At 71.0% G+C, this 22,834-nt stretch carries 21 protein-coding genes, 1 rRNA gene and 1 riboswitch; of the genes, 17 read left to right on the top strand and 5 right to left on the bottom strand.

The window, feature by feature from the left end:
• From rrf to ACZ6RC_RS15280, 11 genes are all read left to right on the top strand, one after another.
• A 5S ribosomal RNA gene (gene rrf / locus ACZ6RC_RS15230) occupies positions 1-91 on the top strand; the annotation flags it as partial.
• A 148-nt stretch (positions 92-239) separates the two neighbouring features.
• Complete coding sequence (locus ACZ6RC_RS15235) at positions 240-848, top strand: CDP-alcohol phosphatidyltransferase family protein (protein WP_365722052.1); 609 nt, start codon at positions 240-242, stop codon at positions 846-848.
• A 117-nt stretch (positions 849-965) separates the two neighbouring features.
• Positions 966-3,461 (top strand): sugar phosphate nucleotidyltransferase, encoded by a 2,496-nt coding sequence (locus ACZ6RC_RS15240; RefSeq protein WP_391138466.1) that lies wholly within the window; start codon positions 966-968, stop codon positions 3,459-3,461.
• A gap of 101 nt (positions 3,462-3,562) precedes the next feature.
• Positions 3,563-4,492 carry a DUF881 domain-containing protein gene (locus tag ACZ6RC_RS15245; RefSeq protein WP_469582907.1) on the top strand — a complete coding sequence of 310 codons (930 nt, stop codon included), beginning with the start codon at positions 3,563-3,565 and terminating at the stop codon, positions 4,490-4,492.
• Positions 4,489-4,821, top strand: coding sequence for a small basic family protein (locus tag ACZ6RC_RS15250; protein WP_015032176.1), 333 nt, complete (start codon positions 4,489-4,491; stop codon positions 4,819-4,821). Before ACZ6RC_RS15245 ends, ACZ6RC_RS15250 begins: the two co-directional genes overlap by 4 nt.
• Positions 4,822-4,831: 10 nt before the next feature.
• Positions 4,832-5,704 carry a DUF881 domain-containing protein gene (locus ACZ6RC_RS15255; RefSeq protein ID WP_469582908.1) on the top strand — a complete coding sequence of 291 codons (873 nt, stop codon included), beginning with the start codon at positions 4,832-4,834 and terminating at the stop codon, positions 5,702-5,704.
• Between the two features lie 82 nt (positions 5,705-5,786).
• Complete coding sequence (locus ACZ6RC_RS15260; RefSeq protein WP_391138590.1) at positions 5,787-6,728, top strand: FHA domain-containing protein; 942 nt, start codon at positions 5,787-5,789, stop codon at positions 6,726-6,728.
• A gap of 29 nt (positions 6,729-6,757) precedes the next feature.
• Positions 6,758-7,501: a transcriptional regulator FtsR gene (gene ftsR, locus ACZ6RC_RS15265; RefSeq protein WP_391138460.1), complete on the top strand. Its 744-nt coding sequence runs from the start codon at positions 6,758-6,760 to the stop codon at positions 7,499-7,501.
• Between the two features lie 53 nt (positions 7,502-7,554).
• Positions 7,555-8,028 carry a bifunctional nuclease family protein gene (locus ACZ6RC_RS15270; protein WP_315894873.1) on the top strand — a complete coding sequence of 158 codons (474 nt, stop codon included), beginning with the start codon at positions 7,555-7,557 and terminating at the stop codon, positions 8,026-8,028.
• Positions 8,029-8,234: 206 nt separating this feature from the next.
• Positions 8,235-8,900 carry a MerR family transcriptional regulator gene (locus ACZ6RC_RS15275; RefSeq protein WP_391138457.1) on the top strand — a complete coding sequence of 222 codons (666 nt, stop codon included), beginning with the start codon at positions 8,235-8,237 and terminating at the stop codon, positions 8,898-8,900.
• A gap of 104 nt (positions 8,901-9,004) precedes the next feature.
• Positions 9,005-10,441 carry a DNA polymerase IV gene (locus ACZ6RC_RS15280; RefSeq protein WP_469582911.1) on the top strand — a complete coding sequence of 479 codons (1,437 nt, stop codon included), beginning with the start codon at positions 9,005-9,007 and terminating at the stop codon, positions 10,439-10,441.
• A gap of 118 nt (positions 10,442-10,559) precedes the next feature.
• On the opposite strand, the gene ACZ6RC_RS15285 is transcribed toward ACZ6RC_RS15280, so the two are convergent.
• Positions 10,560-10,922, bottom strand: a complete 363-nt coding sequence (locus tag ACZ6RC_RS15285; RefSeq protein ID WP_391138453.1) for a PRC-barrel domain-containing protein — start codon at positions 10,920-10,922, stop codon at positions 10,560-10,562.
• Positions 10,923-11,036: 114 nt separating this feature from the next.
• Positions 11,037-11,135, top strand: a riboswitch (glycine riboswitch).
• Between the two features lie 179 nt (positions 11,136-11,314).
• On the opposite strand from ACZ6RC_RS15285, the gene gcvP reads away from it, so the two are divergent.
• Positions 11,315-14,200, top strand: a complete 2,886-nt coding sequence (gene gcvP, locus ACZ6RC_RS15290) for an aminomethyl-transferring glycine dehydrogenase (RefSeq protein WP_469582914.1) — start codon at positions 11,315-11,317, stop codon at positions 14,198-14,200.
• Between the two features lie 109 nt (positions 14,201-14,309).
• On the opposite strand, the gene ACZ6RC_RS15295 is transcribed toward gcvP, so the two are convergent.
• Complete coding sequence (locus ACZ6RC_RS15295) at positions 14,310-14,516, bottom strand: DUF5999 family protein (RefSeq protein WP_391138449.1); 207 nt, start codon at positions 14,514-14,516, stop codon at positions 14,310-14,312.
• Positions 14,517-14,883: 367 nt separating this feature from the next.
• The gene (locus tag ACZ6RC_RS15300; protein WP_469582917.1) at positions 14,884-15,483 is read right to left on the bottom strand and encodes a hypothetical protein; all 600 of its coding nucleotides are present in this window, start codon (positions 15,481-15,483) and stop codon (positions 14,884-14,886) included.
• 480 nt (positions 15,484-15,963) lie between these two features.
• Here ACZ6RC_RS15300 and ACZ6RC_RS15305 point away from each other — a divergent pair, with 480 nt between their 5' ends.
• Together ACZ6RC_RS15305 and ACZ6RC_RS15310 are read left to right on the top strand one after the other, a co-directional pair.
• On the top strand, positions 15,964-17,463 hold the full coding sequence (locus ACZ6RC_RS15305) for a glutamate-cysteine ligase family protein (RefSeq protein ID WP_469582920.1): 1,500 nt from the start codon (positions 15,964-15,966) through the stop codon (positions 17,461-17,463).
• Between the two features lie 157 nt (positions 17,464-17,620).
• Positions 17,621-18,400, top strand: coding sequence for a CPBP family intramembrane glutamic endopeptidase (locus tag ACZ6RC_RS15310; protein WP_453619536.1), 780 nt, complete (start codon positions 17,621-17,623; stop codon positions 18,398-18,400).
• A 128-nt stretch (positions 18,401-18,528) separates the two neighbouring features.
• Here ACZ6RC_RS15310 and ACZ6RC_RS15315 read toward each other — a convergent pair whose 3' ends face one another.
• Positions 18,529-19,338, bottom strand: a complete 810-nt coding sequence (locus tag ACZ6RC_RS15315; RefSeq protein WP_469582923.1) for a PhzF family phenazine biosynthesis protein — start codon at positions 19,336-19,338, stop codon at positions 18,529-18,531.
• Positions 19,339-19,541: 203 nt separating this feature from the next.
• On the opposite strand from ACZ6RC_RS15315, the gene ACZ6RC_RS15320 reads away from it, so the two are divergent.
• Complete coding sequence (locus ACZ6RC_RS15320) at positions 19,542-20,204, top strand: PadR family transcriptional regulator (RefSeq protein ID WP_391138440.1); 663 nt, start codon at positions 19,542-19,544, stop codon at positions 20,202-20,204.
• A gap of 77 nt (positions 20,205-20,281) precedes the next feature.
• Here ACZ6RC_RS15320 and ACZ6RC_RS15325 read toward each other — a convergent pair whose 3' ends face one another.
• Entirely contained in the window at positions 20,282-20,710 is a 429-nt protein-coding gene (locus ACZ6RC_RS15325; RefSeq protein WP_469582929.1) for a type II toxin-antitoxin system Rv0910 family toxin, read from the bottom strand.
• A gap of 332 nt (positions 20,711-21,042) precedes the next feature.
• Here ACZ6RC_RS15325 and ACZ6RC_RS15330 point away from each other — a divergent pair, with 332 nt between their 5' ends.
• Together ACZ6RC_RS15330 and ACZ6RC_RS15335 are read left to right on the top strand one after the other, a co-directional pair.
• Positions 21,043-21,720 carry a Clp protease N-terminal domain-containing protein gene (locus tag ACZ6RC_RS15330; protein ID WP_469582934.1) on the top strand — a complete coding sequence of 226 codons (678 nt, stop codon included), beginning with the start codon at positions 21,043-21,045 and terminating at the stop codon, positions 21,718-21,720.
• 41 nt (positions 21,721-21,761) lie between these two features.
• Positions 21,762-22,769, top strand: a complete 1,008-nt coding sequence (locus tag ACZ6RC_RS15335; protein ID WP_391138434.1) for an EamA family transporter — start codon at positions 21,762-21,764, stop codon at positions 22,767-22,769.
• The last annotated feature ends 65 nt before the right edge of the window (positions 22,770-22,834 follow it).

A 22,834-nucleotide genomic window follows, 5' to 3' on the forward strand; every position in this document is an offset into this window, starting at 1 on the left:
GCCCGGTTACATTCCGAACCCGGAAGCTAAGCCTTTCAGCGCCGATGGTACTGCAGGGGGGACCCTGTGGGAGAGTAGGACGCCGCCGAACAATCTTTAGCCTCAACCCCCTGACCATGTCAGGGGGTTGAGGCATTTTTGCGTTCAGGAGAGGCCGGCGCCCCCTGTGCTCCCGGGCGTCGTGGCTGCGGGTAAGGTCAGGGGGCAACATCGGCACGTTCCCCACAGGAGGCCCCCGGGTGGAGGTCCAGGAGACTCGCGTTCAGACGGACCGGGTCCTCACCATCCCCAACATTCTGAGCATGGCTCGCCTCCTCGGCGTGCCGCTCTTCCTGTGGCTGATTCTCCGCCCCGAGTTCGGCGGCCCCAAGAGCGACGGCTGGGCCCTCCTCGTCCTGATGCTGAGCGGCGTCAGCGACTACCTCGACGGCAAGCTCGCCCGGCGCTGGAACCAGATCAGCAGCCTCGGCCGCCTCCTCGACCCGGCCGCCGACCGGCTCTACATCCTTTCCACCCTCCTCGGGCTCACCTGGCGCGAGATCCTGCCCCTCTGGCTGACCGCGGCCCTTTTGGCGCGCGAGCTGATGCTGCTCGTCATGGTGGGAATCCTCCGCCGGCACGGCTATCCGCCGCCGCAGGTGAACTTTCTCGGTAAGGCCGCCACTTTCAACCTGATGTACGCGTTCCCGCTCCTGCTGCTCAGTGACGGAACCGGATGGCTGGCGTCACTCGCTGAAGTTTTCGGGTGGGCCTTCGCCGGATGGGGTACAACTCTGTATTGGTGGGCAGGGATCCTCTACGTGGTCCAGGTCCGTCGACTCGTGAAGGCGGATACCGCGGCCGATTGAGCCCGTTTGTCCTCTGCCGAGCAACGTCGCCGGCAGCAACGAGGGCGCCCCGAGTCCGCTGAGCGGACCGGGTGCAGTCGGCCGGACCGTCGTCTCTTCAAGGAGGACGCTTCCGACATGAAGGCCGTCGTGATGGCCGGTGGCGAAGGCACCCGGCTTCGCCCCATGACCTCAAGCATGCCCAAGCCTCTTCTGCCGGTCGCAAACCGGCCGATCATGGAGCATGTCCTGCGACTGCTCAAACGACACGGTCTCAACGAGACCGTGGTCACCGTGCAGTTTCTCGCCTCTCTCGTCAAGAATTACTTCGGCGACGGCGAAGAGCTCGGAATGGAGCTCACCTACGCCAACGAGGAGAAGCCGCTCGGCACGGCGGGGAGTGTGAAGAACGCCGAGGAGGCACTGAAGGACGACGCGTTCGTCGTGATCTCCGGAGACGCCCTCACCGACTTCGACCTCACCGACCTGATCGCCTTCCACAAGGAGAAGGGCGCCCTCGTCACCGTCTGCCTGACCCGCGTCCCGAATCCCCTCGAATTCGGCATCACCATCGTCGACGAGGAAGGAAAGGTCGAACGCTTCCTGGAGAAGCCGACCTGGGGGCAGGTCTTCTCGGACACGGTGAACACGGGCATCTACGTCATGGAACCCGAGGTCTTCGACTACGTCGAGGCCGACGTACCGGTCGACTGGTCCGGCGACGTCTTCCCTCAGCTCATGAAGGAAGGCAAGCCCATCTACGGCTACGTCGCCGAGGGCTACTGGGAGGACGTCGGCACCCACGAGAGCTACGTCAAGGCGCAGGCCGACGTGCTCGAAGGGAAGGTCCAGGTCGAGCTCGACGGCTTCGAGATCTCGCCGGGCGTCTGGGTCGCGGAAGGCGCCGAGGTCCACCCCGACGCCGTGCTCCGCGGCCCGCTCTACATCGGCGACTACGCCAAGGTGGAGGCCGGCGCCGAAATCCGGGAACACACGGTCATCGGCTCCAACGTCGTCGTCAAGAGCGGTGCCTTCCTCCACAAGGCGGTCATCCACGACAACGTGTACATCGGGCAGCAGAGCAATCTGCGCGGCTGTGTGATCGGCAAGAACACCGACGTCATGCGGGCGGCTCGGATCGAGGACGGAGCCGTCATCGGCGACGAGTGCCTCGTCGGTGAAGAATCGATCGTTCAGGGCAACGTCCGGGTCTACCCGTTCAAAACGATCGAAGCCGGCGCCTTCGTCAACACCTCCGTCATCTGGGAGTCCCGCGGACAGGCCCACCTCTTCGGAGCGCGGGGCGTCTCCGGCATCCTCAATGTCGAGATCACGCCCGAACTGGCCGTCCGGCTGGCCGGCGCGTACGCCACCACCCTGAAGAAGGGCTCCACGGTCACCACGGCACGTGACCACTCCCGAGGCGCCCGTGCGCTGAAGCGCGCGGTGATCTCCGCGCTGCAGGCCAGTGCCATCGACGTACGGGACCTGGAGAACGTGCCACTGCCGGTGGCCCGGCAGCAGACCGCGCGGGGCAGCGCCGGCGGGATCATGCTGCGGACCTCGCCCGGCGTCCCCGACTCCGTCGACATCATGTTCTTCGACGAACGCGGAGCGGACCTGTCGCAGGCCGGACAGCGCAAGCTGGACCGCGTCTTCGCGAGGCAGGAGTACCGGCGCGCCTTCCCGGGCGAGATCGGTGACCTCTCCTTCCCGGCGAGCGTCTTCGACTCGTACACCGGCTCCCTGCTGAGGAACGTGGACACCTCCGGGATCGCCGAGGCCGGGCTCAAGGTCGTCGTCGACGCCTCCAACGGCAGTGCCGGCCTCGTCCTGCCCAGCCTCCTCGGCCGGCTCCAGGTGGACGCCCTCACGATCAACCCGGGCCTCGACGAGTCGCGGCCCACCGAGTCGGCCGAGACCCGGCGGGCCGGCCTCGTACGGCTCGGGGAGATCGTCGCCTCGGCGCGCGCCGCGTTCGGCGTGCGGTTCGACCCGGTCGGCGAGCGGCTCTCGCTGGTCGACGAGAAGGGGCGGATCATCGAGGACGACCGTTCCCTGCTGGTCATGCTCGACCTGGTGGCCGCCGAGCGGCGCTCGGGACGGGTGGCGTTGCCCGTGACGACCACGCGGATCGCCGAGCAGGTCGCCGCCTACCACGGCACCCAGGTGGAGTGGACCACGACCTCGCCGGACGACCTGACCCGGGTCGGACGCGAGGAGACGACGATCTTCGGCGGCGACGGCCGCGGAGGCTTCATCATCCCCGAGTTCAGCAGCGTCTTCGACGGCGCCGCCGCGTTCGTACGGCTCATCGGACTGGTGGCCCGGACGCAGCTCACGCTCAGCCAGATCGACGCGCGGATCCCGCGGGCACACGTCCTCAAGAGGGACGTCGCCACCCCGTGGGCCGTGAAGGGGCTCGTGATGCGGAGCGTGGTGGAGGCGGCCGGCGACCGGTCCGTCGACACCACCGACGGGGTGCGGGTCGTGGAGGCGGACGGGCGCTGGGTGATGGTGCTGCCCGACCCGGCCGAGGCCGTCACCCATCTGTGGGCGGAGGGCCCTGACGACGCCTCCGCGCAGGCCCTGCTCGACGAGTGGTCGGGTGTGGTCGAGAGCGCAGGTCACTGACGCGGGACAAAGGGTGAGCCGGGAGGTGTCGTACCGACGCCTCCCGGTTTTCCGGTGGGGCCATTCGGCGGCAGGCCGTGCGACGTGCGACGATGTGCGGCATGTCGCAGCAGCCCCCCATTCGGAGCACCGGATCACCACCCCCGCGTCCGGACGCGTCCATGTCGCTGCTGAACAACGTGATGGACCACGCGCTCGACGACGGCTACGCGGAGGCCTCCGCACGCCGTGAGGCCGAGGGCGGCGGTCTGCCGCGGACCCTGCGGGCGAAGCTCGGCCTCGCGGCCGGTCTGGTCCTGGCCGCGGCCGTCGTGACCGTGGGCGCAGCGGAGGCGCGGATTTCGGCGCCCGTCGTCGCCAAGGAACGGCAGGAGCTGATCGGCCGGATCGACGCGGAGACCGCGACCGCCGACAAGCTGGAGCAGGACGTCGAGAAGATCCGCGCCGAGGTGGGGGACCGGCAGCGCAAGGCGCTGGAGCAGCACGGCGGGGACCAGACCGAGCTGGTGGCGCTCCTGTCCGGGGCGACACCGGTGCGCGGGCCCGGCGTGAAGCTGATGGTCGACGACGCCAAGGGGACCGAGCAGGGTGGCGGCGGCCCGCGGGAGAGCAGCGGCTTCGCCGACACCGGGCGGGTGCGCGACCGGGACATGCAGCGGGTGGTCAACGGCCTGTGGGAGTCCGGCGCGGAAGCGGTCGCGATCAACGGCCAGCGGCTGACATCGCTCTCCGCGATCCGGGCGGCGGGCGACGCCATACTGGTCGACAACAAGCCGCTGGTGCCGCCGTACACCGTGCTGGCCGTCGGGGACGGGCAGCGGCTGAGCACCGCCTTCCAGGACAGCGCGGACGGCCAGTACCTGCACGCCCTGCAGGAGAACTTCGGGATCCGGACCAGCATCTCGGCCGAGGCCGAGGTGCGGCTGCCCGCCGCGCCGAGCCTGATCGTACGAACAGCAGTGCCGAGGGGAACCGGGGCCGCGAAGGCCACCGGACAGGCCACGGCCGACACAGGGAAGGGCACATCTTGATCGCCGTACTGGGCCTGATCGTGGGAGTGGTGGTCGGACTGTTGGTCCGCCCCGAAGTTCCGGCGGTGGTCGAGCCCTATCTTCCGATCGCCGTGGTCGCCGCCCTCGACGCGGTCTTCGGCGGCCTGCGCGCCATGCTCGACGGCATCTTCGTCGACAAGGTCTTCGTGGTCTCCTTCCTCTCGAACGTGGTCGTGGCCGCCCTGATCGTCTTCCTGGGCGACAAGCTGGGCGTCGGCGCGCAGCTGTCCACCGGTGTGGTCGTCGTCCTCGGCATCCGGATCTTCTCGAACGCGGCCGCCATCCGGCGCCATGTGTTCCGGGCGTGAGGTGGAGCCGATGAGCAACGACGAGACCCCCGAGAACGGGACTCCGCAGAACGGCACGCCCGGGGGCCCGGGGGCCGGGAACCCGCTGCCTCCGGCCGTACCGGCACCGCCTCCGCCGCCGCCTCCCGCTCCCGCGCCGGCGCAGGGCCAGACGACGGAGCAGGCGACGGGACGGCAGCGGCTCAAGGCCGGCCTGTGGCCTCCGCGGGTCAGCCGGGCCCAACTCATCGTCGCCCTCCTGCTGTTCGTCCTCGGCCTGGGGCTCGCCATCCAGGTGCGCTCGACCAGCGACAACAGCGCGCTGCGCGGCGCCCGCCAGGAGGACCTGGTCCGCATCCTCGACGAGCTGGACGACCGTACGCAGCGGCTCGAGGACGAGAAGGCACGGCTGGAGAGCCAGCGCTCGGAGCTGGAGTCGAGCTCGGACCAGGCCGAGGAGGCGCGGAAGCAGACCCAGGAGAAGGAGCGCCAGCTCGGGATCCTGGCCGGCACGGTCGCTGCCGAGGGGCCCGGCATCACGCTGACCGTCTCGGACGGTTCCGGCGCGGTGGAGTCGGACATGCTGCTGGATGCCATCCAGGAGCTGCGCGCGGCCGGCGCCGAGGCGATCCAGATCAACGACGTGCGCGTGGTCGCGGACAGTTATTTCTCGGGCGGCGACGGTTCGATAGAGATCGATGGAACGAAGGTGGCCGCTCCGTACGTCTTCAAGGTCATCGGCAAGCCCGAGGATCTCGAGCCCGCGCTCAACATCCCGGGCGGAGTCGTCCAGACCCTGGAGAAGGAGCAGGCCACAGCCACCGTGGCCCGGTCCGAGAAGATCGTCGTGGACGCCTTGCGGCCTGCGAAGCGGCCTGACTACGCTCAGTCGTCCTCGCAGTGAGGCGGGGGTGCATGGCGGTCGCGCGACAAGGGCATGAGGTTGCGGGGGGTCGCCGCACCACAAGCGTGGTGCGTGGTGGAAACTGTCCGGAGGATACGGACGTTGTGAGGATGTCCGGTTCGGCAGGTGTGGTCATCAAGGGTTCGTCCTGCCCCACGGGCGGGTCTGTTTCGGTCAAGGGGAATCGCCCGTGAAGTTGTTTGCGAAGTTGTTCGGCAAGAGCGCACGCGAGGACGGCGGCAACGCCAAGCACCGCGCGCCGCGCCACGCCCAGAGTGAGGAACAGGGTGGCGAGCGCCCCCTCTTCCGTGACGAGGTCGGTGGTCAGGGCGGTGACATTCCGGGCGGACAGGGCGCGTCGTCTGTTGACCCCGCCGGTGCCGGCCGCATAGGTTTCGGGGATCGATCGACCTCAGGTACGGGTGGAGGGTCCGCCCCCGACCCGTATGCGACCCAGACCTCCGCGGGTCAGCCGCGGCAGGAGGATGCGTCCATGCCGGTGTGTACGAGGTGCGGTCACCGCAACGCCGCCGACAGCCGTTTCTGCTCCCACTGCGGTACGCCGCTGCGGGGCGGAGCCCCGGTGGAGCGTGCGTCCGAGACGACGTCGACCATCTCGATCTCGGGCCTGGAGGCGTACGACTCCGAGGTCACCGGCCAGACCGCGGTCCCGTCGCTGTCCCCCGAGGCCCTGGCGGCCGTCGAGGCGCTTCCGACGGGGTCGGCGCTCCTGGTGGTGCGCCGCGGTCCGAACTCCGGCAGTCGCTTCCTGCTGGACGGCGAGCTGACCACGGCCGGCCGTCACCCGCAGAGCGACATCTTCCTGGACGACGTGACGGTGTCGCGGCGCCACGTGGAGTTCCGTCGGGCGCAGGACGGCAGTTTCACCGTCGCCGACGTCGGCAGCCTCAACGGCACGTACGTCAACCGCGAGCCGATCGACTCGGCCGTCCTGTCCAACGGCGACGAGGTGCAGATCGGGAAGTACCGGCTGGTCTTCTACTCGAGCCAGCGGGCTGTGTAACGCCTCGGAGAAGCCTTCAGGGAAGGTCCATGCTGCGAACACCGACGGGCGGTGCCGGACACGGCACCGCCACCGCGGGCGACCGGCTGGTCAGCATCGGCGCGGTGCTGAGTCAGCTGCGGGACGAGTTTCCCGAAGTGACCATCTCCAAGATCCGGTTCCTGGAGGCCGAGGGGCTCGTCGAGCCCCGGCGGACGGCCTCCGGGTACCGGAAGTTCAGCCCGGAGGACGTGGAGCGTCTCGCCCAGATCCTGCGGATGCAGCGCGACCACTATCTTCCGCTGAAGGTGATCCGGGAGCACCTCGACGCCCTCGCCCGGGGCGAGCAGATCAAGCTGCCGGCCCCGAGCCCCCAGCGGGACCTGCTGGAAGGGCCGTGGGAGCCGGACGCGGAGCGTCCGACCGTGGCGCGGCTGGGGCGGGCCGAGCTGCTCGCCGCCGCGGAGGTGAGCGAGGAGGAGCTCGCCGAATGGGAGTCGTACGGCCTGATCTCCCCGGGAGCCGAGGGCGGATACGACGCCGAGGCGGTCACGGTCGCCAGGCTGGTGGCGGACCTGGGGAGATTCGGTCTCGAACCGCGTCACCTCCGGGCGGTGAAAGCGGCCGCCGAACGGGAGGCCGGGCTGGTCGAGCAAATGGTCGCGCCGCTGCGCCGGCACCGTAACCCGCAGACCAGAGCACATGCGGAGGCCACCGCGAAGGAGCTGGCCGGCCTGTCCGTGAGGCTGCACGCGGCGCTGGTCCAGACCGCGCTGGGAGTGCGGTTGCACTGACCTTGCGGGGCCCCGACTACCCAAACCGGTCGAGCACGTCCTAGGGTTGCTGTGTGAACGAGCTCGACGTTGTGGGTGTCCGGGTGGAAATGCCCTCGAACCAACCGATCGTGCTCCTGCGTGAAGTGGGAGGCGACCGGTACCTCCCCATCTGGATCGGACCAGGTGAGGCGACCGCGATCGCCTTCGCTCAGCAGGGCATGGCTCCCGCGAGGCCGCTGACGCACGACCTCTTCAAGGACGTCCTTGAGGCTGTGGGCCAGGAGCTCACCGAGGTCCGCATCACCGACCTCCGTGACGGGGTCTTCTATGCGGAGCTGGTCTTCGCCAGTGGCGTCGAGGTGAGTGCCAGGCCGTCCGACGCGATAGCGCTGGCTCTCCGCACCGGGACGCCGATCTTCGGCAGTGACGGTGTCCTGGACGATGCCGGCATCGCGATTCCGGACGAGCAGGAGGACGAGGTGGAGAAGTTCCGCGAGTTCCTCGACCAGATCTCCCCCGAGGACTTCGGTTCCAGCAGCCAGTGAGGCGCCGCGGCCCGGCCGGGAGTCGCTTCGAGGCACGCTGATCCGACGGTGCGTCAGCGCATCCGACTAGCCGTTCCCCGAAGAGAGATACGGGAAACCACTCTCAGGGTGATTATCACTCGGCGTGCCGAGTGTGGCGATCGTTGACGCACCCCTAGTGACTGCCTACCTTCGTGTGGGCAGGTCAAGGACGGAGGGTCGGCGTGATGAGCAGCGGCGACGGTACGGCGGGGGGCTCCCTCGGGCGTGCGCCCGGGGAGAGCGGTCCGTATCCGCTTCACGGCGGTGTGAGCGACTTCGGTACGGACGTGGGCGCGGGTCCGGGCGCCACGGGCGCGGGCGCGAAGGGCGCGGCGACGCCCTCGGACACCGACGGCGAGACCGTGGGGTACCGCGGTCCCACCGCGTGCGCCGCGGCGGGCATCACGTACCGCCAGTTGGACTACTGGGCGCGAACCGGTCTGGTCGAGCCGAGCGTGCGGGCGGCGTACGGCTCCGGGACGCAGCGGCTGTACAGCTTCCGCGACGTGGTCGTCCTCAAGATCGTCAAGCGTTTCCTGGACACCGGGGTCGCGTTGCAGAACATCCGGGCGGCCGTGCAACACCTGCGGGCGCACGGCTTTCGCGACCTGGAGCGGATGACGCTGATGAGCGACGGCGCCACCGTCTACGAATGCTCCTCGCCCGACGAGGTCGTCGACCTGCTCCAGGGCGGGCAGGGCGTCTTCGGGATCGCGGTGGGCGTGGTGTGGCGGGACGTGGAGGCCGCGCTGTCGCAGCTGCACGGCGAGCGGGTGGACACGGGCGAGACCCTGATCGGGCACAACCCCGGGGACGAACTCGCCCGGCGGCGGCGCGACCGGGCCGTCTGAGCCGCGCAGCCCCCGGCGGGCAGCCGGCGGCTGAGGCTCCCTCGTTTCCGCCTCCGTACGGCGGTGTGAGCCGATTGTCAGTGGCGTAGGGCAGCATCGGAGATGTGAGAGCCGCGCCGACGATCCTGCATCTCGACATGGACGCCTTCTTCGCCGCCGCCGAGCAGGCGGCGAAGCCGAGCCTGCGCGGAAAGCCGGTCGTGGTCGGCGGTCTCGGGCCGCGCGGGGTGGTCGCCACCGCGTCGTACGAGGCCCGCGTCTTCGGGGTCCATTCGGCGATGCCGATGGCACAGGCCCGCAGACGGGCGCCGAACGCCGCGTATCTCGTGCCGCGCTTCGCCTTCTACCGGTCGATCAGCGAGCAGGTCATGGAGCTGCTGGGGCGGCTGTCGCCGCTGGTCGAGCCGCTCAGCCTGGATGAGGCCTTCGTCGACCTGGAGGCCGGGGGACAGGCCGACGACCGCGACAGCGCGCGCAGGGCCGGGGAGCGGCTGAGACGGGACATCCTGGCGACGACGGGGCTGTCGGGGTCGGTGGGGCTCGCGGGGTCCAAGATGATCGCGAAGATCGCCTCGGAGGAGGCCAAGCCGGACGGCCTCGTTCTGATCGAGCCGGGCACGGAGCGGGAGCTGCTGGGGCCGAAGTCGGTGCGGATCCTGCCCGGGGTCGGGCCGGCCACGGGTGAGCATCTGCGGCGCGCCGGGATGACCACGGTCTCCGATCTCGCGGAGGCGGGCGAGGACGAGCTTGTACGGCTCCTGGGGCGGTCGCACGGCACGTCGCTGTACAGGATGGCCCAGGGGTACGACGACAGGCCCGTGGTGGCCGAGAGGGACGCGAAGTCGGTGTCGGTGGAGGACACCTTCGACGTGGACCTGCACGACCGGCTCCGGATCCGCACGGAGGTGGAGCGGCTGGCGGAGCGGTGCGTGGGGAGGCTCCGGGGGTCCGGGCACTCGGGGCGGACGATCGTGCTCAAGGTGCGGCGCTATGACTTCTCGACGCTCACGCGGTCCGAGACGCTGCGGGGGCCCACGGACGATCCCGTGGTGGTGCGGGAGGCGGCGGGGCGGCTGCTGGAGGGCGTGGACACGACGGGCGGGGTGCGGCTGCTGGGGGTCGGCGTCAGCGGGCTCGCGGACTACACCCAGGAGGACCTCTTCGCCCAGGCGGAGGCCGATGCCCAGGCGGAGGCGCGCGCGGAGGCCGAGGCGGCGGCCGGGGGCGCCTCGGCCGGCGCGGATGCCGTACGGGGCGCGGAGCACGGGGCGGGGCCAGGGGCGGCGGGTGCCTCCGCCCCGCCGGCCGAGGCGGAGACACCGGCGGAGCGGCGGTGGGCGCCCGGGCACGACGTACGGCACGCGGTGTACGGAGCCGGCTGGGTGCAGGGCAGCGGGGTCGGACGGGTCACCGTCCGGTTCGAGCAGCCGGGATCGGCGCCGGGCCGGGTGCGGACCTTCCCCGTCGACGATCCGGAGCTGGAACCCGCGGACCCGCTGCCGCTGGTGGGAGGCGGGGAGGGGACGGCCGCGGTCGCCTGAGGGGGACGGGCCGGGCAGCGCCGACTGCGGGAGGCGCCCAGGGGGCGGACGCGTACCGCCGGGGCAGCCGCGGCGCGGTCCGTCGGGTCTGGGGCAGCCGATGGGGCCGGCCGGCTCGTCAGGCCTCTTCCTGGCCCGCCAGACGGCCGAAGTCGCGGTCCGGGACCGGCGGGAGGGCGATGTTGTAGTGGCGGTACAGCTGGAGTTCCTGCTCCGGGGAGAGGTGGCGGCCCACACCGAAGTCCGGGGCGTCCTTGATCAGGGCGCGCTCGTACGGGATGTGCAGGCCGTCCTCGACCAGTTCGCTGGGCTCCAGCGGGACGAAGGCGTCCCGGCTGAAGAGACCGGTGCGGACCGCGGCCCACTCCGGTACGCCGGTCGCGTCGTCGAGGTACACCTCGTCCACGGTCCCGATCTTGTTGCCGTTACGGTCGAACGCCTTGCGGCCGATCAGGCTGCGCGGATCGATGTCGGTCTGCACGGTCCCTCCAACTGGTCGCGGCTGCTCTACAAAGACTACGAAAGTGCACATCTGGGATGTCGGCCACTTGAGCGACGGCACGGGGAAGCGCGCTGGTAGGCTGGCTGTGGCTGTCGACCCCGTGCGGGAGAGTCCTCCGGAGAAAGCTTTCGGAGGCGCCGAAGGAGCAAATCCTCCCCGGAATCTCTCAGGCCCCCGTACCGCACGGACGAGGTCACTCTGGAAAGCAGGGCGGACGTCAGACGGCATTCGCTCTCACCGACGGTGAAAGCCGGCGTGCCCCTTCGGCGTGCCGGTGAAGCTCTCAGGTTGAGATGACAGAGGGGGAGGCCGTCCGGGCACCCGCGCCGTGGTGCTTCTCGCAGGTCGTGACGACCAGGAGGCCTCCGTACATGACCGCTCACCGCACCCCGCTCTCCGAGCTCGAGCAGGGCATCCCGTTCGAACAGCGGCACATCGGGCCCGACGCCGAAGCCCGCGCCAAGATGCTCGCGCAGGTCGGCTACGGCTCCCTGGACGAGCTGACGGCCGCCGCCGTGCCGGACGTGATCAAGAGCGCCGAGGCGCTCGGCCTGCCCGCCGCCCGTACCGAGGCCGAGGTCCTCGCCGAGCTGCGTGAGCTCGCCGACCGCAACCAGGTCCTCGCCCCCATGATCGGCCTCGGCTACTACGGCACCTTCACCCCGCCGGTCATCCTGCGGAACGTGATGGAGAACCCCGCCTGGTACACGGCGTACACGCCCTACCAGCCGGAGATCTCCCAGGGCCGTCTGGAGGCACTGCTCAACTTCCAGACCATGGTCGCCGACCTGACCGGTCTGCCCACCTCCGGCGCCTCGCTGCTCGACGAGGGCACCGCGGCCGCCGAGGCCATGGCCCTCTCCCGCCGGGTCGGCAAGGTCAAGAACGGTGTCTTCCTCATCGACGCCGACGCCCTGCCGCAGACCATCGCCGTGATCGAGACGCGCGCCGAGCCGACCGGTGTCGAGGTCGTCGTCGCCGATCTGAGCGACGGCATCCCCGCCGACGTGGCCGAGCGCGGTGTCTTCGGCGTGCTGCTGCAGTACCCCGGCGCCTCCGGCGCCGTCCGGGACATCAAGCCCGTCATCGACGCGGCGCACGAGCTCGGCGCCATCGTCACCGTCGCCGCCGACCTGCTCGCGCTGACCCTCCTCACCTCCCCGGGCGAACTGGGCGCGGACATCGCCGTGGGCACCACCCAGCGCTTCGGCGTCCCCATGGGCTTCGGCGGACCGCACGCCGGCTACATGGCCGTCCAGGACAAGCACGCCCGCTCCCTCCCCGGCCGCCTCGTCGGCGTCTCCGTCGACGCCGACGGCAACAAGGCCTACCGTCTGGCCCTGCAGACCCGCGAGCAGCACATCCGCCGCGAGAAGGCCACCAGCAACATCTGCACCGCCCAGGTGCTCCTTGCCGTCATGGCCGGCATGTACGCCGTCTACCACGGTCCCGACGGGCTCAAGCAGATCGCCCGGCGCGTCCACCGCTACGCCACCGTCCTCGCCGAGGGGCTGCGCGCCGGCGGCGTCGAGGTCGTCCACGAGGCGTACTTCGACACCCTCACCGTCCGCGTGCCCGGCAAGGCGGCCGAGGCCGTCGCCGCCGCCCGCGAGGCCGGGGTCAACCTCCACCGCGTCGACGCCGACCACGTCTCGGTCTCCTGCGACGAGACCACCGGACGCGCCCAGCTTGGCGCCGTCTGGAGCGCCTTCGGCGTCGACGCCGACATCGAGGCCCTGGACGCCGACACCGAGGACAAGCTGCCCGCCGGGCTGCTGCGCACCGACGCGTACCTGACCCACCCGGTCTTCCACGCGCACCGCTCCGAGACGTCGATGCTGCGCTACCTCCGCAAGCTCGCCGACCGTGACTACGCGCTGGACCGCGGCATGATCCCGCTCGGCTCCTGCACCATGAAGCTGAACGCGACCACCGAGATGGAGCCGGTGACCTGGCCCGAGTTCGGCCAGATCCACCCCTTCGCCCCCATCGAGCAGGCCCAGGGCTACCTCACGCTCATCACCGAGCTGGAGGAGCGCCTCGCCGAGGTCACCGGGTACGACAAGGTGTCGATCCAGCCCAACGCCGGTTCGCAGGGCGAGCTCGCCGGTCTGCTCGCCGTCCGCGCCTACCACCGGGCCAACGGCGACCACCAGCGCACCGTCTGCCTCATCCCGTCCTCCGCGCACGGCACCAACGCCGCCAGCGCCGTGATGGCGGGCATGAAGGTCGTCGTCGTCAAGACCGCCGACGACGGCGAGGTCGACATCGCGGACCTGCGCGCCAAGATCGAGCAGTACCGCGACGAGCTGTCCGTCCTGATGATCACCTACCCGTCCACCCACGGTGTGTTCGAGGAGCACGTCGCCGACATCTGCGGCGCCGTGCACGACGCCGGCGGCCAGGTGTACGTCGACGGCGCCAACCTCAACGCGCTGGTCGGCCTCGCCAAGCCGGGCAAGTTCGGCGGCGACGTCTCCCACCTGAACCTGCACAAGACCTTCTGCATCCCGCACGGCGGCGGCGGCCCCGGCGTCGGCCCGGTCGGCGTGCGCGCCCACCTCGCGCCGTACCTGCCGAACCACCCGCTGCAGCCCGCCGCGGGCCCGGAGACGGGCGTCGGCCCGATCTCGGCCGCCCCCTGGGGCTCGGCCGGCATCCTGCCGATCTCGTGGTCATACGTGCGTCTCATGGGAGGCGAGGGTCTCAAGCGCGCCACGCAGGTGGCCGTCCTCGCCGCGAACTACATCGCCAAGCGCCTGGAGCCGCACTACCCCGTGCTCTACACCGGCCCGGCCGGTCTGGTCGCCCACGAGTGCATCGTCGACCTGCGCCCGCTCTCCAAGGCGACCGGTGTCAGCGTCGACGACATCGCCAAGCGTCTGATCGACTACGGCTTCCACGCGCCGACGATGTCCTTCCCGGTCGCCGGCACGCTGATGATCGAGCCGACCGAGTCCGAGGACCTGACCGAACTCGACCGTTTCTGCGACACGATGATCGCGATCCGGGGCGAGATCGAGAAGGTCGCGTCGGGCGAGTGGCCCGCCGAGGACAACCCCCTCCGCAACGCGCCGCACACCGCCGCCGCGCTGGGCGGGGCGTGGGACCACGCGTACACCCGTGACGAGGCGGTCTTCCCGGCCGGTGTCTCGGCCGCGGACAAGTACTGGCCGCCGGTCCGCCGGATCGACGGGGCGTTCGGCGACCGCAACCTGGTCTGCTCCTGCCCGCCGCTGGACGAGTACGACAACTGAGCATGAGTCAGGGCCGGTTCGGAGGTTCTCCTCCGGGCCGGCCCTTTCGTGTTTCCTCGTCTTCCTGCCCGTCGTGCGGGGGTACGTCGTGCGCGGGACTGCCCTCCCGTCAGGCGGCGGTCGTCACCTGAGCCGCCCGGAGCGGGCGGTGCGGGGCGATGATCTGTCCGTCCGGCAGCAGTTCACCGGTGTCCTCGAAGAGCAGGACCCCGTTGCACAGCAGGCTCCAGCCCTGCTCCGGGTGGTGCGCCATCAGGCGCGCCGCCTCCCGGTCGGCGGAGTCGGCGGTGGGACAGGCTGGCTGGTGCTGGCACATGGGTGGGTTCTTTCGCTGGGTCGTGGTGAGTGTCGTCCTGCGGCTCGACGCGGTGCTCATGGCCGCCCCCCGTTGTAGGTTCGGTTGGTCCAGTGTTCCCCTACGGACGTCGATCCGCAGGTATTTCGCGGCAGCTCTTCCTACTGCATGAAGACGTATCACCCGCGCGGGCGGTTCAACGCAACTGGGCGGTCACTTCGGGTGGTTCGGCATAGCCCCAGCGGGCTAGTCCGTTGGGGGAGGCCCGTTCGGCAGGGGTGTTCGAGGCGGGTGGTGAGCGGCCGCCCGCGCTCCGGGCCGGGTGTTCTTACGCACCGCGCCCCGCGACCGGGGCGGTCGCGGGGCGCGCGGGGGCGTGTGCGCCGGGTCAGGCCGGCGCCGGGGTGCCGAAGAGCGGGGGCGGGGCGAGGCGCAGGCTCAGCACGGGCAGCAGGTCGGCGACCCGGTGCGGGCGGTGAGCGGCGATGCCGGGCGGGGCGGGGGCGAGCGGGATCAGCAGATCGGTGGGCGCGGGGGAGGCGGAGGCGCCGTCGGCCTCGGTGTCGCCGTGCAGCCAGAGGGTCAGCATGTACAGCTCCGGAACGGACAGCAGCCGGGGCTGGTACGCCGACGGCAACGCCTCTGCCTGGAGCAGCGCGCGCTCCGTGGCGCCCACGTACGGCCCTTCGAAGAAGTGCGAGAACGTCCAGCCGTCGGGGGTGAGCATGGTGTCCGCGGCCGCGACGGCCCGGTCGGTGCCCCGGATCAGGAAGCGCCATCCGGCGAGTCGGGTGCGCGGAGCCTGCCCGGGTGCGGCAACCTCGTCCCGTACGTCGAGTACGTGGACGGGGAGGGGCAGTTCGGGGCTCAACGGGCCCTGGGCGTTCCGGAGGGCGGGCGTTCGCGCTTCACGGACCGCGGTGGGGGAACCGAGGGCCGCGAGGACACTACGCAGGGCCGGCGCAGGGGCCGGTGTGGGTCGGAGCATGGTGGGTCGCCTCTCGCTCAGGAGACACGGTGACGCATGGGCAGGTACGACGGCGCTGTCAGCTGCCGGCCGGAAGGGGCCATGAGGCCATGGCCGGGCGCCAACACTCTGCCTCGTTCGCGGAGTTTATACGAGAGGTGTTCACACAGTGTTTCCGCTACCTGACGGGGATATTGCGGGCAAGGCTTCATCCGGACGCATTCGCGCGGTGATTTCCCGGCCTGGGGGCAGTGTCGTGGCGCCTGCCTGCGACGTTCCCCGTAAGGCGGACGGCCGATAATCGATCGAACGGTTCCGTTGATTATGCCGTTGGAATATGTCCTATGCTGGATGCCCGCGGGGTGTGCCGGACGGAACTCATCCCAGACTATCGTTCAACACGGTCGCCGCGCAGGCGTTATAGATCGGCCCGCCGGGGCATCATCGTCCGTGACACGCGCGGCCGTCGCCGCGGCCGCCCATTGCGGGGAAGGACGCTCGATGGGGGAGAAGGTCGTGGCGGACGGGTTCGACCTGTCCGACCGGCAGCGATACCGCAGGAAGCTCCAGCAGTGCCTCGCGGGGCTCGCGAGGCTCCTGGCGGAGAAGAGGTTCGACGGGCCCCGGAATCTCATGGGCATGGAGATCGAGCTCAATCTCGCGGGCCCCGACGGCATGCCCCGGATGGTCAATGGGCGCGTCCTGGAGCGGATCGCCAGCCCGGATTTCCAGACGGAACTCGGAATGTTCAATCTCGAAGTGAACATCGCTCCGCACCGTCTCGCCGGGCGCGTATTCGACCGGCTCGCGGAGGAGCTGCGCACCGGTCTGGGATATGCCGACCGCAAAGCCCAGGAAGTCGACGCGGGCGTGGTCATGATCGGAATTCTTCCCACGCTCGCCCAGCACGACCTCGTCCCCGAGAATCTTTCGGACGTCGACCGCTACGCCCTTCTCAACGACCAGATCGTCGCCGCGCGCGGGGAGGACTTCGTCCTCGACATCCACGGCGTGGAGCGGCTGTCGTGCACGTCCACGTCGATCGTGCCCGAGGCCGCCTGCACCTCGGTACAGCTCCACCTCCAGGTCACTCCGGCGCGCTTCGCCGCCGTGTGGAACGCCGCCCAGGCCGTGACCGCGGTGCAGATCGCGGTCGGCGCCAACTCTCCGTTCCTCTTCGGGCACGAACTGTGGCGCGAGTCCCGGCCGCCGCTCTTCCAGCAGGCCACGGACACCAGGCCGCCGGAGCTGCAGGCGCAGGGGGTGCGGCCGCGGACCTGGTTCGGGGAGCGGTGGGTGGACTCCGCGTACGACCTCTTCGAGGAGAACCTGCGGTACTTCCCGCCGCTGCTGCCGATCTGCGACGAGGAGGACCCGCTGCTCATCCTGGACCGGGGCGGGGTGCCGCAGCTGCGCGAGCTGGTGCTGCACAACGGCACGGTCTACCGCTGGAACCGCCCGGTCTACGGGTGGGTGGACGGCGTGCCGCACCTGCGGGTGGAGAACCGCGTCCTGCCGGCCGGCCCGACCGTCACCGACGTCGTCGCCAACGCGGCCTTCTACTACGGCCTCGTACGGTCGCTGGCGGAGGAGAGCCGGCCGGTGTGGAAGCGGCTGGCGTTCGAGGACGCGGCGGCCAACTTCGACGCGGCCTGCCGGCACGGGATCGAGGCGGAGCTGCGCTGGCCCCGGCCCGGCCGCTCCGGCGGCGTGGCGGCGGTGCCCGCGGCGCGGCTCGTCGTGGACGAGCTGTTGCCGCTGGCCGCGGCCGGGCTCGACGCCTGGCACGTCGAGCCGGCGGACCGCGACTTCTACCTCGGGGTGATCGAGGAGCGCTGCCGGAAGCGGGTGAACGGCGCGTCCTGGCAGGCCGACACCTTCCACCGGGCGCTGGAGTCCGGCCTGGACCGGGAGGAGGCGCTGTCGGCCATGACGCGCCGGTACGCCGAGCTGATGCGGAAGGGCGACCCCGTGCACACGTGGCCGACGGGGGGCGTGTGAGGCGGGCCTCGGCCTGAGGCCCCCCGCGACCGGGTGACCGGCCGCCGGTGGACGGCTGCCGCAGGGAATGGCGCTCGGAGCCCGGCGTCGCGCATGATCTCCGTACCCGGGAAGCGATGGGGAAGTGGAGACAGGTGTGGTGTCGGAGCAACGAGTGGTGGCCGGTCCTCTTCCCCCTGACGGGCCTTCGCGCGGAATCCTGCGGTCCGAGACGTTCATCGTGCTCGCGCTCTCTCTCGGTGCGAGCGGTGTCTCGGCCCTCATCAGTTTCATCGGCTCGCTGACCAAGCCGGGCGGGCTGAAGGACCAGGCGGCGACGCTCAACGGCTCGTACGCGCCCGGGCGGCCCTGGCTCGACCTCGCCTGGCAGCTCTTCGGCATCGCCTCCGCCCTCGTCCCCGTGCTGCTCGTCGCCCATCTGCTGGTGCGGGAGCGTTCCGGTCTGCGGGCGATCGGCTTCGACCGGACCCGGCCATGGCCGGACCTGGGGCGCGGCGCGCTGGTGGCGGCCGGGATCGGCAGCGCCGGTCTCGCCTTCTACCTGGTGGCGCGGGCGTCCGGGTTCAACCTGACGGTGGTGCCCGAGTCGCTGCCCGACGTGTGGTGGAAGTACCCGGTGCTCATCCTCTCGGCGGTGCAGAACTCCGTCGTGGAGGAGGTCATCGTCGTCGGCTATCTGCTGCGCCGGCTCGACCAGTTGGGCTGGACGCCGACGGCCGCGCTGGTGGCCAGCTCGGTGCTGCGCGGTTCGTACCACCTCTACCAGGGCGTCGGCGGCTTCATCGGGAACATGGTGATGGGCGTCGTCTTCGTCTGGCTGTACCGGCGGTGGGGGCGGGTCGGGCCCCTCGTGGTGGCGCACGCGCTGCTCGACATCGTGGCCTTCGTCGGGTACGGCCTGCTCGCCGGGAGAGTGGACTGGCTGCCGACCGCTTAGACGGGGGAGTGGACCGGCTGCCGACCGCTGAGGCGGAGGTGCGGCGGGAGGAGACGAAGGGGCGGACCAGGAGGGGCGTACGGCGGTGGCCGTGCGCCCCTCCTCGTCGTCCGGGCGGCGCGGGCGGGTCAGGCGTGCAGGTCACCCTCGATGACCGTGACCGCGTGGCCGGTCAGCAGGGTGCGGTCGCCGCGCAGGCGGGTGCGGACGAGGCCGGTGCGGGCACCGCCCTGGAAGCCGGTCAGTTCGTCGCGGCCGAGACGCGCCGACCAGAACGGGGCGAGCGCGGTGTGCGCGCTGCCGGTGACCGGGTCCTCGTCGATGCCGAGGCCGGGGAAGAAGCCCCGGGAGACGAAGTCGTAACCCCGCGCGGGCTGTTCGGCGGCGGCGGTCACGATGACGCCCCGGTCCGAGAGGTGTACCAGGGCCGCGAAGTCCGGTGCGAGGGAGCGGACGGTCGCCTCGTCCCGCAGCTCGACGACCAGGTCGCCGATGTGGGCGGCGGTGTCGTGGACGGAAACGATCTCGGCGCCCAGCGCTTTCTCCAGCCCGTCCGGGACGGGGACGGGGGTCACCGACGACGTGGGGAAGTCCATCGTGAGGGTGCCGTCGTCCTCGGCCGTGGCGCTGAGGACGCCGCAGCGGGCCGCGAACCGCACGGTCCCGGTCGCCGCGCCCGTGGTGTGCAGGACGTGCGCGGTGGCGAGGGTGGCGTGGCCGCACATGTCGACCTCGGTCGTCGGGGTGAACCAGCGCAGGGCCCAGTCCGCCTCGCCGCCCTCGGGCAGCGGGTGGGCGAAGGCCGTCTCGGAGAGGTTGACCTCCGCGGCCACCTTCTGGAGCCAGTGGTCGTCCGGGAAGGAGTCGAGCAGCAGGACCCCCGCCGGGTTGCCGGAGAAGGGTCGGTCGGTGAAGGCGTCGACGATTCGAATCCGCATGCCCAGGACGCTACCGGCGCCGTGAAGTCCCAGGCCAAGGCCAATCCGTCGTCGGTGGACCGAGACGTCCGCCGCCCGTGGCGCGCCCCTCGGCCCGGCCTCGGTGTGCTCGCTGCGAGGAGGGTTGGCAAAAGAACGCTTCCGATATATCGTTGAAGCATCGCGACAGTTCGATGATGTCATCCGATGGAAGGAGCGTTGCGATGCGTACTCATGGACACGAACACGGACATGGAGACTGCGGCCCCGGCCCTCGTGGGCGGGGTGACTCCGGGCGCGGCCAGTTCGGTCGTGGCGCCTTCGGAGACGGTGACTTCGAGCGGCGCCGACCCGCCTTCGGCCCCTTCGGGCCGGGGTTCGGGGGCGGGCCGTTCGGCGGAGGCCCCTTCGGGGGTGGCCGTGGCCGTGGAGGCGGCGGGCGGGGCAGGGCGCGGCGCGGAGACGTGCGCGCCTCGATCCTCGCGCTGCTCAAGGACCGGCCGATGCACGGCTACGAGATGATCCGCGAGATCGGCGAGCGCAGCGGCGGAGCGTGGAAGCCCAGCCCCGGCTCCGTCTACCCCACGCTCCAGCTCCTCGAGGACGAGGGGCTGATCGAGAGCGCCACCGACGGCGGCAAGAAGCTGTTCACGCTCACCGACGCCGGGCGCGCCGAGGCCGAGACGGGGCCGGAGGCCCCGTGGGAAGAGGCCGGGCGCGGTGTCGACTGGGAGGCCGTGAACGAGATCCGGCAGGCCGGCTTCGGTCTGATGGAGGCCTTCGGGCAGGTCTGGAAGACCGGCAGCGCCGAGCAGCGGAACAAGGCCGTCGGGGTCATCAACGAAGCCCGTAAGAAGCTGTATCTGATCCTGGCCGACGAGCACTGATCGTTCAGGACGAGCACCGCGCGTGAAGAAGGGCCCCGTGGCGAATCGCCGCGGGGCCCTTCCGTCACACGCCCGCCTCAGGCGACCAGGCCGGACAGCTTGCGCAGGGATTCGTTCAGCGCCGCCGTCGCCGAGTCCTTGAGCTTGCCCGCCATCAGCGAGACCGCCGCGCCGGTGAACTCCCCGTCGATGCGCAGGGTCGTGGCGTCCCCCTCCGGCGCCAGGGAGTAGCGGGTGCCGACCGTGACCCCCATCGGGCCCTTGCCCCGGATGGCCAGCACCCGCGCCGTCTCCAGTTCCTCGACCGTCCAGGTCACCTCGGCCGGGAAGCCCATCAGCTTCATGTTCTCGGCGAAGGTCGCACCCGCTTCGAGCCGGTCCGGGCCGCCCTGCGGGAAGTCCGTGTGGGTGGCGTTCCACTCGCCGTACGAGGAGAAGTCAGTGAGCTGCGCCCAGACCTTCTCGGCCGGCGCCTTGATCCGTGTCTCCGCGCTGACTTCGGCCATGCGACCACCCCTTCACGCGTTCACGTGTGCTCGTTGGGATCCCGTGTCGCGGAACGTAGCCGCGTGGTCGCGAACATTCAATACTGATGAACCGTCAGTTCTTGGCCGTCGTTCTGCATGCGGCCGGCCCCCTGCCCCTGTACGGAAGACACCGGAAGCGGACATGGTCGTGTCCCGGGCCGGAGGCAAGACGGCGCGCGTGCCGGACGTCGCATCCGCGCGATCTCATCCCCAAGGAGGAGGAACCGACCGCCCGGCCCCCACTCCGGTGGGATGTACACATGCTTCTCCGCGGGGATGTTCCGGCCGTCGCGACCTGATGAGGTAGGAGAGTGCACAGCCCCGTCCCTCGCCCCCGACAGCCGGCGGTCCCCCACGAGGACCTCGTCTCCGGCCTGACCGTCGAACTCGCGACCGTCGTGGCGGGGGCGCGCCGCAGAGCGCTGCGGGGCGGAGACCGGCAGGTCGACACCGCCCATCTGCTGCACTCCCTCATCGAATCCGATCCCCAGGTGGGAGCCGTCTTCGACGGCCCCGCGCAGCTCGCCCGGGTGCTCGGATACCTCGTCCAGCGCTCCATCGGCTACGGGCTCCGCTGGCGGCGCTCGGCCGAGGAGACCGGCGCCGGACACGTCGTACGGCGGGACGCGCCGGAGGCCGTGGGGGCGCTGGACGCCCTGGACCGGCCGGGCGGCCTGGAGTGGCCGGGGACTCTGGATCGGCCGGGGGCTCTGGGCCGGTCGGGCGGGCCGGACCGGCCGGGCGCGGTGGAGCGGGCGGGAGTGGCCGGGTGGACCGGGGTGGCCGGGTGGTCCCCCTCCGCCGCGGCTGCCATGGCCCGGGCCTTCGAGCGGGCCGCCCGGCGCGGCGAGCCCCGGGCCCGCGGCCTCGATCTGCTGGCCGCGATCGTCGCGGACCAGGACAGCAGGGCCGCCGAGGTGCTCCGCAGGTCGCGGGTGGACGGGCAGACGCTGACCACCCGGATCGCGGAGCTGTCTCAACAGGTGTAACGGGACTTACGCACCTGTCCCCGCCCTGTCATGATGGCCCGATGCACGCGTCTCAGGGGAGAAGCGCCGGCCTGGGACTCGCCCTGGTGTCGGCCTTCGCATTCGGTGGTTCAGGTGTGGCGGCCAAGCCGCTCATCGAGGCGGGACTCGACCCGCTCCATGTGGTGTGGCTCCGGGTCGCCGGTGCCGCGCTCCTCATGCTGCCCGTGGCCTGGCGCCACCGGGACCTCCTGAGGCGCAAACCCGCACTCCTCGCCGGCTTCGGCCTCCTCGCCGTCGCCGGCGTCCAGGCCTTCTACTTCGCCTCCCTCTCCCGCATCCCCGTCGGCGTGGCCCTGCTGATCGAGTACCTGGCCCCGGCCCTCGTGCTCGGCTGGGTCCGCTTCGTCCAGCGCCGCCCCGTGACCCGCGCCGCAGCCGTCGGCGTCGTCCTCGCCGTCGGCGGACTCGCGTGCGTCGTGCAGGTCTGGTCCGGGCTGAGCTTCGATCTGCTCGGGCTGCTGCTCGCCCTCGGCGCCGCCTGCTGCCAGGTCGGCTACTTCGTCCTCTCCGACCAGAGCGGCGACGAGTCGGACCCGGCCGATCCCCTCGGCGTCATCGCGTACGGACTCCTCTTCGGCGCCCTCGTCCTCACCGTCATCGCCCGGCCGTGGGGGATGGACTGGTCCGTCCTCGGCGGCACCGCCGACATGAACGGCAGCGCCGCGCCGGCCTGGCTGCTGCTCGGCTGGATCGTCCTGATCGCCACCGTCCTCGCCTACGTCACGGGAGTCATCTCGGTGCGCAGGCTCTCGCCCCAGGTGGCCGGCGTCGTCGCCTGCCTGGAGGCCGTGATCGCGACCGTCCTGGCCTGGGTGCTCCTGGGGGAGCACCTGGCCGCCCCGCAGATCATCGGCGGCGCGGTGGTCCTGATCGGCGCGTTCATCGCCCAGTCCTCGACCCCGAAGGCCGCCTCGGCCCAGCCCGTGGCGGGGGCCGGGGCAGCCGCCTTCGAATCCGGGCCGCCCGCCGACCGGGCCTCGGCTCCCGCCGACCGGGCGGGAAGCTGACGGACGGAGGCCGCGCACCGGGAGCAGGCGGACGGGGTGACGGCGCACGGGAGCCGACGGCGTTC

The sequence above is a fragment of the Streptomyces sp. NPDC048353 genome, from assembly GCF_055587165.1.

Excerpts from the sequence above, each read along its gene's own strand:
- ACZ6RC_RS15240 (WP_391138466.1), top strand. The coding sequence starts at position 966 with ATGAAGGCCGTCGTGATGGCCGGTGGCGAAGGCACCCGGCTTCGCCCC.
- ACZ6RC_RS15245 (WP_469582907.1), top strand. The coding sequence starts at position 3,563 with ATGTCGCAGCAGCCCCCCATTCGGAGCACCGGATCACCACCCCCGCGT.
- ACZ6RC_RS15255 (WP_469582908.1), top strand. The coding sequence starts at position 4,832 with ATGAGCAACGACGAGACCCCCGAGAACGGGACTCCGCAGAACGGCACG.
- ftsR (WP_391138460.1), top strand. The coding sequence starts at position 6,758 with ATGCTGCGAACACCGACGGGCGGTGCCGGACACGGCACCGCCACCGCG.
- ACZ6RC_RS15275 (WP_391138457.1), top strand. The coding sequence starts at position 8,235 with ATGAGCAGCGGCGACGGTACGGCGGGGGGCTCCCTCGGGCGTGCGCCC.
- gcvP (WP_469582914.1), top strand. The coding sequence starts at position 11,315 with ATGACCGCTCACCGCACCCCGCTCTCCGAGCTCGAGCAGGGCATCCCG.
- ACZ6RC_RS15295 (WP_391138449.1), bottom strand. The coding sequence starts at position 14,516 with ATGTGCCAGCACCAGCCAGCCTGTCCCACCGCCGACTCCGCCGACCGG.
- ACZ6RC_RS15300 (WP_469582917.1), bottom strand. The coding sequence starts at position 15,483 with ATGCTCCGACCCACACCGGCCCCTGCGCCGGCCCTGCGTAGTGTCCTC.
- ACZ6RC_RS15305 (WP_469582920.1), top strand. The coding sequence starts at position 15,964 with ATGGGGGAGAAGGTCGTGGCGGACGGGTTCGACCTGTCCGACCGGCAG.
- ACZ6RC_RS15315 (WP_469582923.1), bottom strand. The coding sequence starts at position 19,338 with ATGCGGATTCGAATCGTCGACGCCTTCACCGACCGACCCTTCTCCGGC.
- ACZ6RC_RS15320 (WP_391138440.1), top strand. The coding sequence starts at position 19,542 with ATGCGTACTCATGGACACGAACACGGACATGGAGACTGCGGCCCCGGC.
- ACZ6RC_RS15325 (WP_469582929.1), bottom strand. The coding sequence starts at position 20,710 with ATGGCCGAAGTCAGCGCGGAGACACGGATCAAGGCGCCGGCCGAGAAG.
- ACZ6RC_RS15335 (WP_391138434.1), top strand. The coding sequence starts at position 21,762 with ATGCACGCGTCTCAGGGGAGAAGCGCCGGCCTGGGACTCGCCCTGGTG.